Source organism: Sorangium sp. So ce185, assembly GCF_051526825.1.
GTDB classification, from domain to species: Bacteria; Myxococcota_A; Polyangia; order Polyangiales; family Polyangiaceae; genus Sorangium; species Sorangium cellulosum_D.
In genome coordinates this window covers 2,288,914-2,301,884 of sequence record NZ_CP150316.1, presented here as the reverse complement: position 1 = coordinate 2,301,884, position 12,971 = coordinate 2,288,914, and the positions used below count along the sequence as shown (strand labels likewise).

The following is a 12,971-nucleotide window of genomic DNA, read 5'->3' as shown; positions in this document are numbered from 1 at the left end:
CCCGCATGACCTTTGCCTCGCTCGATACCAAGTGGATTGTTGCCCTGGTGCTCGCCGCGACGCCGGGCGCCGCGTGGGCTCAGCCGACGGCCGCGACGGCACCGGGAGAGCCGAGGTCCGCGGGGGAAGCGCAGCGCAATGACGCGCTCGAGGGCGTCGACCTCTTGCGGCTGCTCGACGTCGAGGTGTCCACCGCCAGCAAGACGCTGGAGACCCTCGACGACGCGCCCGCCCTCGTGACGGCGATCACCGCCGAGGAGATCCGGCGCTGGGGGTACAAGAGCGTCGGCGAGGCGCTCCAGCACGTCATCGGCTTTTACCTGGTGGACGACCACATCCTGCCGAACGCCGGCGTGCAGGGGATGACGGGCGGGCTCGGGGCCGAGAGCGGCGGGATCAAGGTGATGATCGACGGTCGCTCGGTCGCGTTCCGGACCACCAGCGGCAACTGGCTGGGCACGGAGCTGATCCCGCTGTCGGCCATCAAGCAGATCGAGGTCGTGCGCGGCCCGGCGTCGGCGCTCTACGGCGCGGACGCGTTCCTCGGCGTCGTCAACATCATCACCCTGTCGCCGGAGGACATCCCCTTCGTCGACGGCACGGTGCACGCCGGCGTGACGAAGGATCACCCGAGCGGCCGCCTCGACGTGGTGGGAGGCTGGAGCAGCGGCCGCTTCGACATGATGATCTCGGCCGCGGGTGAGCTCGACGATCGGAGCGGCCTGGAGATGCCTCGCCAGTCCCCGGCCCCCCGCGTCCCGATGTACAACGAGGGGCGCGTCGACGCCCAGAACCTCGAGCGCCTCTCCGGGGTGGTCGGCTCGCGCATCGCGTTCCGCGATCCGAGCCACGGCCACCACCTCGCGCTCAGCGCGTACTGGTCCGGCTTCCGGCGCGGCGGCGATTTCGCGCAGTGGGCGCAGCTCACCGGCGGAACGGACGCCTCCGGGCGCGAGGCCGGCACCGTGATCAGCCTGCAACAGCGCCGCGTGGCGCTCGACGGGCTCTTCCAGCTGAACCGAGAGCTCGCGTTCGCGGTGCAGGGCACGTACTTCCAGGGCGGCGTCCTGCCGGGCGACCGCGTGGACGTCGCCGGCGGCTGGTACTACATCGAGCGGCGCATGGCCTACCGCGGCGTCGACGCCAACGTCGAGCTCCGGTGGGTCCCGTGGGACCGGTTCAACGTGATCTTGAACCTCGAGTCCATCTACGACAAAGAGGACCTGCCGTCCTTCCGCCGGATCAGCAAGCTCACGGGCGAGGCGTTCGGCTCGCCGGAGCGGGAGCGGCTCTCGGCCGAGCTGGTCGACGTCGGGGCGCTGCTCAGCGCCAACCTCAAGCTGCTGGATCCCTGGCTGAAGCTGACCGGCGGCTTCCGCTACGATCGCCACAGCAAATACGGCAATCAGATGACCGGCCGCTTCGGGGCGACGTCGCACCTCGGGAAGACGGTCATGGCGAAGCTCTTGTACGGCAGCGCCTTCAAGGCGCCTTCCCCGTATCTGCTCTATGCCGAGCCCCTCGTCCCGGGCGACGTGATCGGCAACGTGGATCTCAGGCCTCAGCGCATCCACACCGTGGACGCCGAGGTGACGTGGCGGCCGACCGCCTGGGCCTCGGCGAGCACGAGCGTGTCCTACAGCCGCCTGAACGACAAGGCAGAGTTCGTCCCGCGGGGCATCAACCAGACGGCCGAGAACCTCGCCAGCCAGACGTCCGTGTTCTGGGCGACGCGCGCCGAGCTGCGGCGCGGCGACGCCCTCGGCGGCTACGCGTCGTTCGAGACGGTCCACTCGACCCGGGACTCCGGCCAGGTGGGCTATCAGGCCGATCTGGTCGGTCCGGCGATGGTCGCTTACCCGACCTGGGTCGCCCGGGCCGGCGCCTACGTCAAGCTGCCGTCGCCGAGCTCCCTCCCGCTGGAGCTCTCGACGCAGGGGATCGTCGTCGGCCCGCGCCGCGCCGCGGACGCGAGCATCCTGGAGAACGGCCGCAGCTTCGACCTGCCGCCGTATCTCCTGTGGAACGCCAGCCTGGTGGCGCGCAACCTGTGGGTGATTCCGGGTCACGAGACGACCGTCGCGCTCCGCGCCAAGAACCTCCTCGGCGCCACCGGTCCGGACCCCGGGTTCTCGGGCTTCGAGTACCCGCTGTCGCCGCGCGAGGTCTTCCTCGAGCTACGGCACCGCTACTGAGTCGCGCCGAGCGAGTCGAGGAAGAGGTTGTACTCGTCGACCTTGGTCGACAGCACCACGTCCAGGCCGACGTCGAGCCGGCTCTCGTCGAACATCTGCGGGGCAAGGGCCTTCTTGGTCGCCTCGAGGCCGATGGTCTTTATGCCGTAGAGGATGTAGGGCACGAGGTACCCCGCGTAGTACTGCCGCTGGGTGTGCGTCGCCCTGATGAGCCCCTGACGCATGTACTCGACGGTCTTCAGATCGTAGTCGAAGGCGACGACCGGGAGGTCCGTCCGGCCCGCGGCCTCCGCGGCCATCGCGCACCGGTACGAGATGTCGTGCAGGCCGAGCAGCCCCACGACCGGCGGGTCAGCGGTCTCGATGAAGGTCCTCATCTCCGCGACGTCATCGACCTCCCCGTTCGGGCCCCAGGTGACTTGACGCACCACGACCTTGTAACCGGCCTTCTCGAGGACGCCCCGGGCCCCCTGCATTCGGTTCAGCCCGTCGAGCCAGGACGGGTCGACGTTGCCGTGGATCACCACCGTCCCCGGCGTCCCGGGCAGCAGCTTGAGCAGGGTCTCTCCTGCCGTCTTACCGGCCGCTTCGCTCATGGTCCCGACATAGATGAAGCGCTTCGAGCTCTTGGCGTCGGTGTCGAGCGTCACCACAGGAACCCCGTCGGCGACGGCCGCGTCGATGCCGGCCGCGATGGCGTCGCCGAAGGGGGAGATGCCGATCCCTTCGGCGCCGTCCGTCACCGCCTGTCCAATCTGCTCATTCTGGGCCTCCGCCCTCTGCTGATGATTGCCCCCCGTTCCGCTGGGCCCGACCACGTTCCCCGTGACCCCGAGCTCGCTCATGGCCCGGTTCGCCCCCGTGGCGATCGGCGTGAAGAACCCACCGAGGGCCTTCAGCAGGATCGCCATCTGCATCGGCTCGATGGAGCCCTCGTTGATCTCGGCGACGAGCGCGTCGAGCGTCGCCTCGATCTCCGTCGCGGTGAACTCGCTCGCGGGCGTCGGCGCGCGTTTGATGGGCGCGGCTTCCTCGCCCTCGCCGGTGGTGTCGCCCGATCCACATGCCGCCGTCATCAGCGCGAGCCCGAAGGCCGCCACCCAGCGTCGTCCAATCCTGTTCATGAGACCCCCTTTACGGTCCGTGGTTCATCCGGTCACGCGCGGTATCCTTACGTGAAGCTCCGATCTGGCAGCGGGCTCATCGCCCGGGAAAGCAGCCGACGGGGACGGGGTCGAGATCGACGAAGGCGTCGCCGTCGACGGTCCACAGCTGCATGAAGTAATGCCTGTTCGCCCCGTATCTATCGAACTCGTACTCGGCGGCTGCGCCGACGTAGCGGAGCGGGATGCCCGCGCGGAGCTTGGTCATCGCCGCCGGCAGGTCGCGCCACGAGGCCGCCTCGTGGGCCGGGTCGTTGAGCTCGCGGATGATCTCGTGCAGCTCGTGCCCCGAGGTCGGGATCTCCCCGGTCTTCGCCTGGCCGTACACGAGGCCCATCGCGATGAGGACGACCCCGTCGTAATAGAAGTGCGCCGCGGGCAGCGGCGCATCGCCGTCCCACCCGCTGGAGAAGTGCCCGATGAAGGCATCGGCGTTGCCCGTCGCGCAGTCCACCGCCCCCTGGCCCTCGGCCGTCGCGCGGCACTCGCTCCGCAGGCTGAGCGACGGCGACACCCCGACGTACCCGTCGAGAGCGCCCGTCGGGATGTTGGCGAGGAGCACCTCGGTGCGCAGCGCGGGACCGAGGAACCAGGTGCCCGGGCGCCCGAAGACGGTCCATTCGGTCACGATGGTCGAGCCGGTGCGGGGATACGCGGCCAGCAGCGTCCGGCCGGCCTTCGCGTCGAAGGCGGACTCGATCTTGCTCGCATACGTCTGCTGGCCCGGCCTGAACGTCACCGAGGCGAGGCTCCTCCCCCCGAGCGCCGCGAAGTGGGTCGTGAACTCGCTGCTGACGCTGGTGTTGTAGTCGTCCCACGCGGCCAGGGTGTTCACGGTGGGGATGCCGTCGTCGAAGGCGAGGCGCGCCAGCGTGCAGCCGACGTCGAACGCGGAAGGGGCGAGCCGCATCCAGCCCCCGTCCGCCTCGCTGCGCGCGACGGGGGGCGCGGCATAGCCCGGCAGCATCTGAAATGCGTCGGCCAGCTTCACCTCCTGCACGCTCTTGTTGGCGAGCGAGTTCTCTTCTGGCCCGATCAGGTAATGGACCTCATCCGTGTAGAGCAGGTGGAGCAGCTGATCGAACCCGCGCTCCGAGCTGGAGTGGCTGTCTCGGCTCCGGAGGTGGAACGGCCGCCCGTCGATCCCCCCCGCGGCGTTCAGGTCCTGGACCGCGAGCAACATCGCTTGCTCGAGGTTGCGGCCGATGGACGACTCGCTGCCGGAGAAGGGCAGGAGTGCCCCGAGGACGATCGCGTTCTCGGGTCGACCGGGCTCCTCGGGCGTGCACGAGGCCGAGAGCAGGGACGCGACTCCCACCGAGAGCCCGATCTCCACCCAGCGCGTGCTTCGTCGGCGAGGGGCGACGCACACGCCGGCTCGGCGGAGGCGATGCGGCGTGGCAGGCATCCGAAGGTACATTCTTCCCCCGCGGGATACGCCATCACATCGAGCTCCGTTCTGTCAAGGGCACATGAGCACAAGCGACGAGTCCTGGAACGACGACTCACGCGCTGATGCGATACAGAACACACACCGACCAATACCGTTGCTCACCTGCCGCGAGCTCTGTCCGTCGAGCGCGGTGTTCAGGCCGAGAGGTGAGCGCATGCGCGCGGACGGACGAACCCATGAGGGCCGAGCCGAGGGGCGCGCGGCGCCGAGCGAGCGGGGTGAGCGTCAACGGCGGACGCGATCCGCCGACACGGCGGCCGGGCCGGCCCGGCTCACCGCGCCGGCGCGCCGCAGATGCGGTGGACCAGCTCGAGCAACGGCTCGATCTGGAGCGGCTTCTTCAGGAGCCCCGCGGCGCAGAGGCGCGACGCCTCCTGCTCGGCCCGCACGTCGGCGGACACGATGACCACCGGGACCGACGAGAGCGCAGGGTCGCGCTGGAGCTCGGCGCGGAGCTGCCATCCATCCATGATCGGCATCATGAGATCGAGCAGGATCAGCGCGGGTGGCCCGTCCTTGCGCAGCAGCGCGAGCGCCTCGGCGCCGTCCGCCGCCTCCTCGACCTCATAGCCCTCGAACGCGAGGAGCTGCGAGAGGATGCTCCTGATGTCCAGATCGTCCTCGACGACCAGGATGCGGCCCGTTTTCTCGATCATCCTCGAACCTCACCACCGGGCCGCGCCGCGCGGCGCGCTCCCTTCCCGCTGCTCCGCCGGGCAGCCCAGCTGCGGCCCTGACCGATCGAGCGTTCATGGGGCCCGTGAAGCACCTTGAGCGCGCGCAACCGCCGCCGCAAGCGGCCAGTGCCACGAAGCGGCGCGCAGCCCGCCCGAGCGCGGCGCGCGGTCCTCCAGGGAGAGGCCTCCACCCTCTCCCTCGAGGCATCTCCGTCGAGGACGGCGCGCCACGCCTACTGCGCGGCCTCCTCGGGGACCTCGTCGGCGTCGCCCGGCGCGCCGTCGCGATCCTCGCCGGCGTCCGCGCGCCACGCGGGCAGGAGCACGCGGAAGCACGCGCCCTTGCCGACCTCGCTCTCCACCGCGATCTCGCCCCGGAAGCTCGTCACGATGCCGTGGCAGATCGCGAGGCCGAGCCCCGTCCCCTCCCCGATCGGCTTCGTCGTGAAGAACGGGTCGAAGATGCGGCTCCGGAGCTCGGGCGCGATCCCCGGCCCGGTGTCGCGCACCTCGATGCGCACGCGGCCGGGCGGCGCGGGCGCGGCGGTGATCCGGATCTCGTTCTCCGCCTCCTTCCCGTCCGGCAGCGCCTGGGCGGCGTTCACGAGCAGGTTCAGGATGACCTGGCCGAGCTGCGCCTCGTTCGCGTGGACGGGCGGCACCGCGCCGAGCTCCACGACGAGCCGCGCCTTGCTCTGGATCTGCTGCTGCGCCATCCGCAGCACGAGCTGGATCACGCGGTCGACCTCGACCGGGCCGAGCTCGCCGTCGTCGGCGCGCGAGAACGTCTTCAGGCCGCTCATGATGTGCCGGACGCGCGCGCCGCCCTCCGCGGCCTCGTCGAGCGCCGACAGGAGCGCGTCGATGCGCGCGGCGGCGCCCTTCTGGCGGAGCTCCTTGCGCGCGAAATCCACGTTCGCGACCATGTACGCGAGGGGGTTGTTGATCTCGTGCGCCACCCCGGCCGCGAGCGTGCCGAGCGAGGCCATGCGATCGGCGAGCAGGAGCCGCGCCTCCAGCTGCCGGCGCTCGGTGACGTCGGACACGGCCCCGAGCATCCGGTACGCCCTGCCGCACGCGTCGCGCATGACGATGCCCCGGTCGTGGACGTCGGCGTAGCTGCCGTCCGCGAGCACGCACCGGTACCAGAGCTCGAACGTGCCGTCGCTCCCCTCCATCGCGCGCCTGAGCCCGTTCATCACGCGGTCGCGATCGTCGGGGTGGACGCGCTCGAACCACCACACCGCGTCCTCCTCGATGTCGGCGCCGCCCGTGCCGTAGAAGCTCCGCATCCGCTCGCTCCCGGTGACGCGCCCCGAGGAGAGGTCCCAGTCCCAGAACGCGTCGCTCGTGGCGCGCACGACGAGCCGCATGCGCTCCTCGCTCGCGCGGAGCGCGTCCTCGGCGGCCTTGCGCGCCGTCATGTCGACGATGAAGCAGACGCCGCGATCGCGGGACCCCTCGACCAGCGCGGGGGCGAGGAGCACCGGCAGGCGCCGCCCGTCGCGGGCGAGGAACTCCTTCTCGAACGGCGGGCAAATCCCGTGCTTCAGGACCTCCGAGAGCGCGCGCTGGTCCGCGTCGCGGAGCTCGGGCGGCGTGATCGCCACCCAGTTCAGGCGGCCCGCCTCGACGTCCTCGCGCGCGTAGCCGATCATGCCGAGGAACGCGTCGTTCGCGTCGAGGATGCCCCCCGCCGCGTCCCACACGAACAGGCCGATCACCTCCGTGGACGCGTCGCGGAAGGAGCGCGCGGCGCGCTCGAGCAGCGCGCGCTCCGCCGGCGCCCGGCCGGCCGCGTGCGCCGACGGCCGCCGCGTCCACCACACCGCGGCGTCGAGCTGGATCGCGATCGACGGCTCGCTCGCCTCCGCCACGACCGTCGCGCCCGCCTCGAGCAGCGCCGTGGCCGCGCCGGCGCTCCCGGTGACGGCGACCACGGCCACGCGATCGCCGCCCGGCGCCGCGCGCAGCCTCCGGCAGAGCGCGAGCGCCTCGGGGAGCGGCCCCTCGGCCCCGAGCACGGCCACGTCGAACGGCTGGGTCGCCAGGAGATCCAGCCCCGCCTCGATGTCCCGGGCCACGGCCGCGACGTAGCCGCGGGCGGCAGCGAGCGCCTGCGCCGCGCCCGCGGAGCCGCCTGGGAAGATCAAGACCCTGGGATGCTGTGCTCCCGCCACCCGCGCAACATCCCGCGCGCGGCGTGCAGACGCAATACCGGCGCAGCGCGCTCCTGCTCGCTCCTGCTCCCCCCGCCTTCCTTTCCTCCCCCCTCCTTCCTTTCCTCCCCCCTCCTCCTCCCGCTCCCCGCCGCCGCGGCTTCCCCTCCCCTACCCCGCTCTCCTCCGCCGCCTCACGCCTCTCCGCGCGTCACCCGACCCCGGTCCTCTGGTCGTCGAACCACTGCCAGGGGTTCGCGAACCCCGCGCGCTGCGACGACTTCTTGTAGCAGAGGAAATAGAGCCTCCCGTCTTGAACACCGCACTCCGTGCGGTCTTTCCAGCAGGCGAGCCGCTCCGGATCCACGGCCGGATTGCTCGCGATCGTCACCCCCTCCTCGAGCTCGGGCATCTCGCCGGGGCAGCCCACCGGGCCGGAGGTCATCGGGACGCCCACCGTGTCCGACGCGATGCCCGTGTTGAAGATCGCCTCGGCCACCCGGCGCGCGGCGGCGGCGCGGTCCGTGCCGCACAGAGCGAGGATATCGACGCTCGCGCGGTCGACCTGGACGAGCACGAAATTGCGCCCCTCGGTGACGGTGAGCCCGAGCCCGCCCGCCGTGTACTCGTGGCGGAGCAGATCGGGCGTGTCGTCCGTGGCGGCGTGGAGCGCGTGGCGCGCCCCCACCGCCTCGTTGTGCGGGTTGAGCTCGCTCCTGAAGATGGAGTCGCACCAGTAGAGCGAGTCGGCGCGCGCCTGGGCCGGCACGTCGTCGAACCGCGCGACCGGCGCGAAGCCGCCCGGCGGCACGCGCGCCACGGCCGAGAGCCACGCCGCGACCTTCGCGTCCACCTCGTGCGTGAGACATTCCTGCGCGTTCATCGAGACCTCCGGACTATCGGTATGTCGCCACGATCTTCTCGACGCGGAACCCCTCGTTCGGCGCCGAGCTGAACCAGATGAGCCCCCAGAAAACGCCCAGGATCGGCTCCACGCTGTCGAACACCCCGGCGCCGCCCGCGTAGTACCGCGTCACGCCGCCGTGCGAGAACTCGAGGCACGCCTCGTACCGGTTGAGCCCGGGGCTGAGCGTCCCGTCGGGGAGGCGCGTATGGGAGGCGGGGTACGTCCTCCCCTCCTCGACCGGGCCGTCGATGAGCGCCGCGCGCCACACGCGGCCCCCCACGATCTGCGTCGTGTCGAGCCCCGCCCACGGCCGCTCCTCCAGATCGGCCGACAGCGTCTTGCGCCCGCCGCCGACGTTGGGATCTCCCCAGACCACGAGGATCCGGGTCCGCCCGGGAATCCCGAGCTGGCGCAGCATGCCGCGGAGGAGGCGGACGATCGCCTGACACTCGCCCGTCTCCTCCACGTAATCGGTCATCGCCCAGGCCCCGCCCTGGTCGTTCAGGTACGTCGGGTGGTGGTACTCCCGGGGCACCCTGGGGCTCGGCAGGAGCGTGTACGTCGGGAATCGGGCCATGATCGACGCGACGATCTCGTGTGGATCGAGGGTGTTGAGCGGCGCGACCCAGGAGACCGCCCTGTCCATCCGCTTCAGGGTCACCCCGTCTTCCTGCCAGACATCCTGCCTGTCGGTCAGGGGCCTGCCCATCGTGACATAAACGACGTTCGCGGTGCGGCCGGGCGACAGCGAGGCGCCTCCGCCCGCCGACCAGCTCAGGTTGAGGTTGAGCTTCTGGATCCTCCTCTCGATCTTCCGCGAGGACGTGAGCTCGACGGGCGCCCCGAAGGCGGTAGTCCCCCCGCTCTCGAAGGTGATCCCCGCCGGCCCTACGCCGCGGATCGCGACCGGCGCCGCGGGCGCGCCGCCGCTCGACGACAGCCCGAGCCGGATGACGACGCTCCGGCCCATCGAGATCGACACCGGGACGGACCGCTCCGGCGTCCACTCGGGCTGGGGGCACGGCTCCCCTGCGTTCCTCCAGCCGGTCCCTCCCTCGCAGCCCTTCAGGAGACCGTGATCGGACACGAACTCGATGGAGTCCAGCGCGATGGAGCGCGCAGCGTCGGGCTGCGGGCTCTCCGTGGTCGGATCCGCCATATCGACCTTCCTCGCTCGCGGCGCAGATGGACTCGACACCTGCCGGCCACCCGCCGATTCACGGGGATCGTAACGCCGCAGCCGGCCGGGCCAAGTCGGGAGTGGACGCAGGGGGCGAAGGCGCTCTGCCGACGGGCGCGCGACGCCGGGCGGCGCGCGGGCCTCACGGCGTCACCTGGGCGCGCGACGCCGGGCGGCGCGCGCGGGCGCGGGGGCGCCGGGCGGCCCGCGCGCGGCTAGGCCAGGTGACGCCGTGAGGCCCCGCGCGCCCGCGCGTCACGAGCCGGGTTCCTGCGGCAGCGCGACCGAGCTAGATTGCGCGCATGCAGAGCAGCCTGTTCATCGTGCATGTCCATGTGCATGTCAAACCCGAGCACGTGAGCGCCTTCCGCCAGGCGACGCTCGACAACGCGCGCGAGAGCGTCAAGGAGCCGGGGATCGCCCGGTTCGACGTCGTCCAGGACATCGAGGATCCCGCGCGCTTCGTGCTCGTCGAGGTTTACAGGACCAAGGAGGCGCCGGCCGCGCACAAGGAAACGGAGCATTACAAGCGGTGGCGGGACACCGTCGCCGACATGATGGCCGAGCCGCGAACCAGCCGGAAATACGTCAATGTCTTCCCGGACGACGCGGGGTATTGACGTGGCGCCTCCGCCTTCCGCGCCTTCCGAGCTCGCCTTCGAGTTCGCCACCGCCACGCGCATCGTCTTCGGCGCGGGCAAGCTCGCCGAGGTGCCCGCCGCCGTGCGGGGCCTCGGCGGGACGCGGGCGCTCGTCGTCACCGGGCAGCGCCCGGGCCGCGCCGCCCCGCTCCTCGCCGCGCTCGCCGAGGCGAAGATCGCCGCCGTGACCTTCGCCGTCGCGGGCGAGCCCACCGTCGAGATCGCGCGCGAGGGCACGGCGAGGGCCGCGGCCGAGCGGTGCGACGTCGTCGTGGCCCTGGGCGGCGGCAGCGCGGTCGACGCCGGCAAGGCGATCGCCGCGCTGCTCGCGAACGGCGGCGACCCGCTCGACTACCTCGAGGTCATCGGCCGGGGGCAGGCGCTCTCCCGGCCGTCCGCGCCGTTCGTGGCGATCCCCACGACCGCGGGCACCGGCTCGGAGGTGACGCGCAACGCGGTGCTCGCGTCGCGGGAGGCCGGCGTGAAGGCGAGCCTGCGCAGCCCGCACATGCTGCCGCGCCTCGCGGTGATCGACCCCGACCTGCTCGCGGGCGCGCCGCCCGAGGTGCTCGCCTCGAGCGGGCTCGACGCGCTCTCGCAGCTCATCGAGCCGCTTTTGTCGATCCGCAGCAACCCGCTCACCGACGGCCTCGCGCGCGAGGGCATCCGCCGCTCGGCGCGCTCGCTCCGCCGCGCGGTCCTCGAGGGCGCGGACGCGCCGGCGCGGGACGACCTCGCCGTGGCCAGCCTGCTCGGCGGCCTCTGCCTCGCGAACGCCGGCCTCGGGGCGGTCCACGGCTTCGCCGCGCCGGTGGGGGGCACGTTCGACGCGCCGCACGGCGCCGTGTGCGCCGCGCTCCTGCCGGCCGTCCTCGAGGTGAACCTGCGGGCGCTGCGCGGCCGCGCCCCGGCGCACCCGGCGCTGCCGCGCTTCGACGAGCTCGCCGCGCTCGTCACCGGGCGGGCCGGGGCCGTCGCCGAGGAGGGGATCGCCTGGGTCCGCGAGCTCTGCCGCGACCTCGCGATCCCGGGCCTGCGCCGCTACGGCGTGAGCGAGGCGGATCTCCCGGCGCTCGTGCAGAAGGCCCGGGCGGCGAGCAGCATGAAGGCGAACCCGCTCCCCCTCACCGACGAAGAGCTGACCGACATCGCCGCGGCGTCCTTGTGACGTCGGGGACGGTGGTATCATCCCCGGGTGGCAAGCCCCTACCGCACGCGACCGTCGTCTCCGTCCGTCCGGCCGACCGATGAGAGGCGGCTCGGCGTCGCGACCCTCGCCTTCGGCCTGGCGTGCGGCGTGATGGGGATCTCGCTCGCCGACGAGGGCCGGGCGGAGTGCGCGCTGCTCACGGGCCTCGGCGGCTTCGCCCTGCTCCTCCAGCGCGCGGGCGCTCGCTAGCCTCGCCCTCCCCTCAATCCCCGACGACCGGAGCTCGATGAAGAACGATCCCGCCCCGAATCCCACCCTCGACGCCATGCTCGCCGCCCAGCGCATCGCGTTCGCGCCCGTCATGTTCCAGGTGGCGCGGGTCATGAGAAACCGGGGCGTGCTCAGGGCGCTCCAGCGCGCCGGCAAGGGCGGCCGGACGGCGGCGGAGGTGGCCCAGGACACCGGCCTCTCCGCCTATGCGGCCAAGACCTTGCTGGAGGCGAGCCTCAGCTTCGGCCTCGTGGAGCTCGCCGGCGGCAACGGAGAGCTGCGAGGCGGGCGCGAAGGTGAAGAGCGCTACGCGATCACGCGGGTCGGGCTCGTCGTCGAGAACGACCGGATGACCCGTATCAACATGGATTTCATCCATGACGTTTGCTACGAGGGCATGCGCTTTCTCGACGAGGCCATCGAGGGCGGCAAGCCGGCGGGCCTGAAGGTCTTCGGCGATTGGCCGACGGTGTACGAGGCGCTCCCGGAGCTCCCGCCGAAGGTGAGGGAGAGCTGGTTCGCCTTCGATCACCTCTACTCCGACTCGGCGTTCCCGAAGGCGCTGCCCATCGTGTTCGAGCGGCGGCCGAAGACGCTCCTCGACATCGGCGGCAACACCGGCCGGTGGGCGATCCAGTGCTGTACGCACGACCCCGACGTGCGGGTCACGATCCTGGACCTGCCGGGCCAGCTCGAGGACGCGCGCGTCAACGTGGAGCAGCACGGCCTGCTCGGCCGCGTCATGGGCACGCCCATCGACTTCCTGGATCACGGACAGGCGTTCCCGACGGGGTTCGACGCCATCTGGATGAGCCAGTTCCTCGTGTGCTTCTCCGAGGCGGACATCACCCAGATCCTCCGGCGGGCGCGCGCCGCCATGGGCGAGCAGACGGAGCTCTGGATCCTCGACACGTTCTGGGATCGTCAGGAAAACGAGGTGGCGGTCCACTGCCTGCACGGCTCTTCCCTGTATTTCACGTGCCTCGCGAACGGGAACAGCCGCATGTACAGCGCCGCCGACATCAAGCGCTGCATCGAGGAGGCCGGGCTCACCGTCGACGCGGAGATCGACCACCTCGGCCTCGCCCACACGCTGCTCCGGTGCCGCCGGCGCGACGCGCCCGCCGGCAGGCGCGCGTGAGCGCGTGAGCGCGTGAGCCCTGGCGCGCCGCGCGG

11 protein-coding genes are annotated in these 12,971 nt (G+C 71.8%); 5 read left to right on the top strand and 6 right to left on the bottom strand.

Annotation, left to right across the window (positions count from 1 at the left end):
- Positions 1-5: 5 nt before the first annotated feature.
- On the top strand, positions 6-2,195 hold the full coding sequence (locus WMF26_RS08495) for a TonB-dependent receptor plug domain-containing protein (protein ID WP_437999900.1): 2,190 nt from the start codon (positions 6-8) through the stop codon (positions 2,193-2,195).
- Here WMF26_RS08495 and WMF26_RS08490 read toward each other — a convergent pair.
- The 6 genes from WMF26_RS08490 to WMF26_RS08465 form a co-directional block, all read right to left on the bottom strand.
- Positions 2,189-3,319 (bottom strand): substrate-binding domain-containing protein, encoded by a 1,131-nt coding sequence (locus WMF26_RS08490; RefSeq protein ID WP_437999899.1) that lies wholly within the window; start codon positions 3,317-3,319, stop codon positions 2,189-2,191. The two genes, WMF26_RS08495 and WMF26_RS08490, sit on opposite strands and share 7 nt — an antisense overlap.
- A gap of 76 nt (positions 3,320-3,395) precedes the next feature.
- Positions 3,396-4,694, bottom strand: a complete 1,299-nt coding sequence (locus tag WMF26_RS08485) for an ABC transporter substrate-binding protein (protein ID WP_437999898.1) — start codon at positions 4,692-4,694, stop codon at positions 3,396-3,398.
- A gap of 389 nt (positions 4,695-5,083) precedes the next feature.
- Positions 5,084-5,467 (bottom strand): response regulator, encoded by a 384-nt coding sequence (locus tag WMF26_RS08480; protein WP_061628355.1) that lies wholly within the window; start codon positions 5,465-5,467, stop codon positions 5,084-5,086.
- A 254-nt stretch (positions 5,468-5,721) separates the two neighbouring features.
- Positions 5,722-7,641: an ATP-binding protein gene (locus WMF26_RS08475; protein ID WP_437999897.1), complete on the bottom strand. Its 1,920-nt coding sequence runs from the start codon at positions 7,639-7,641 to the stop codon at positions 5,722-5,724.
- Between the two features lie 217 nt (positions 7,642-7,858).
- On the bottom strand, positions 7,859-8,530 hold the full coding sequence (locus WMF26_RS08470) for a hypothetical protein (RefSeq protein WP_437336674.1): 672 nt from the start codon (positions 8,528-8,530) through the stop codon (positions 7,859-7,861).
- A 13-nt stretch (positions 8,531-8,543) separates the two neighbouring features.
- Positions 8,544-9,713 carry a hypothetical protein gene (locus tag WMF26_RS08465; RefSeq protein ID WP_437999896.1) on the bottom strand — a complete coding sequence of 390 codons (1,170 nt, stop codon included), beginning with the start codon at positions 9,711-9,713 and terminating at the stop codon, positions 8,544-8,546.
- A 323-nt stretch (positions 9,714-10,036) separates the two neighbouring features.
- Here WMF26_RS08465 and WMF26_RS08460 point away from each other — a divergent pair, with 323 nt between their 5' ends.
- Genes WMF26_RS08460 through WMF26_RS08445 form a run of 4 tightly spaced genes read left to right on the top strand, consistent with a single transcriptional unit; the run spans position 10,037 to position 12,936 of the window.
- On the top strand, positions 10,037-10,354 hold the full coding sequence (locus tag WMF26_RS08460) for a putative quinol monooxygenase (RefSeq protein WP_437336672.1): 318 nt from the start codon (positions 10,037-10,039) through the stop codon (positions 10,352-10,354).
- A gap of 1 nt (position 10,355) precedes the next feature.
- Positions 10,356-11,543: an iron-containing alcohol dehydrogenase gene (locus WMF26_RS08455; protein ID WP_437999895.1), complete on the top strand. Its 1,188-nt coding sequence runs from the start codon at positions 10,356-10,358 to the stop codon at positions 11,541-11,543.
- Between the two features lie 27 nt (positions 11,544-11,570).
- Complete coding sequence (locus WMF26_RS08450; protein ID WP_437336671.1) at positions 11,571-11,774, top strand: hypothetical protein; 204 nt, start codon at positions 11,571-11,573, stop codon at positions 11,772-11,774.
- Between the two features lie 37 nt (positions 11,775-11,811).
- Positions 11,812-12,936 (top strand): class I SAM-dependent methyltransferase, encoded by a 1,125-nt coding sequence (locus tag WMF26_RS08445; RefSeq protein ID WP_437999894.1) that lies wholly within the window; start codon positions 11,812-11,814, stop codon positions 12,934-12,936.
- The last annotated feature ends 35 nt before the right edge of the window (positions 12,937-12,971 follow it).

Coding starts and splice junctions, on each gene's coding strand:
- WMF26_RS08495 (WP_437999900.1), top strand. CDS start 6: ATGACCTTTGCCTCGCTCGATACCAAGTGGATTGTTGCCCTGGTGCTC.
- WMF26_RS08490 (WP_437999899.1), bottom strand. CDS start 3,319: ATGAACAGGATTGGACGACGCTGGGTGGCGGCCTTCGGGCTCGCGCTG.
- WMF26_RS08480 (WP_061628355.1), bottom strand. CDS start 5,467: ATGATCGAGAAAACGGGCCGCATCCTGGTCGTCGAGGACGATCTGGAC.
- WMF26_RS08470 (WP_437336674.1), bottom strand. CDS start 8,530: ATGAACGCGCAGGAATGTCTCACGCACGAGGTGGACGCGAAGGTCGCG.
- WMF26_RS08465 (WP_437999896.1), bottom strand. CDS start 9,713: ATGGCGGATCCGACCACGGAGAGCCCGCAGCCCGACGCTGCGCGCTCC.
- WMF26_RS08460 (WP_437336672.1), top strand. CDS start 10,037: ATGCAGAGCAGCCTGTTCATCGTGCATGTCCATGTGCATGTCAAACCC.
- WMF26_RS08445 (WP_437999894.1), top strand. CDS start 11,812: ATGAAGAACGATCCCGCCCCGAATCCCACCCTCGACGCCATGCTCGCC.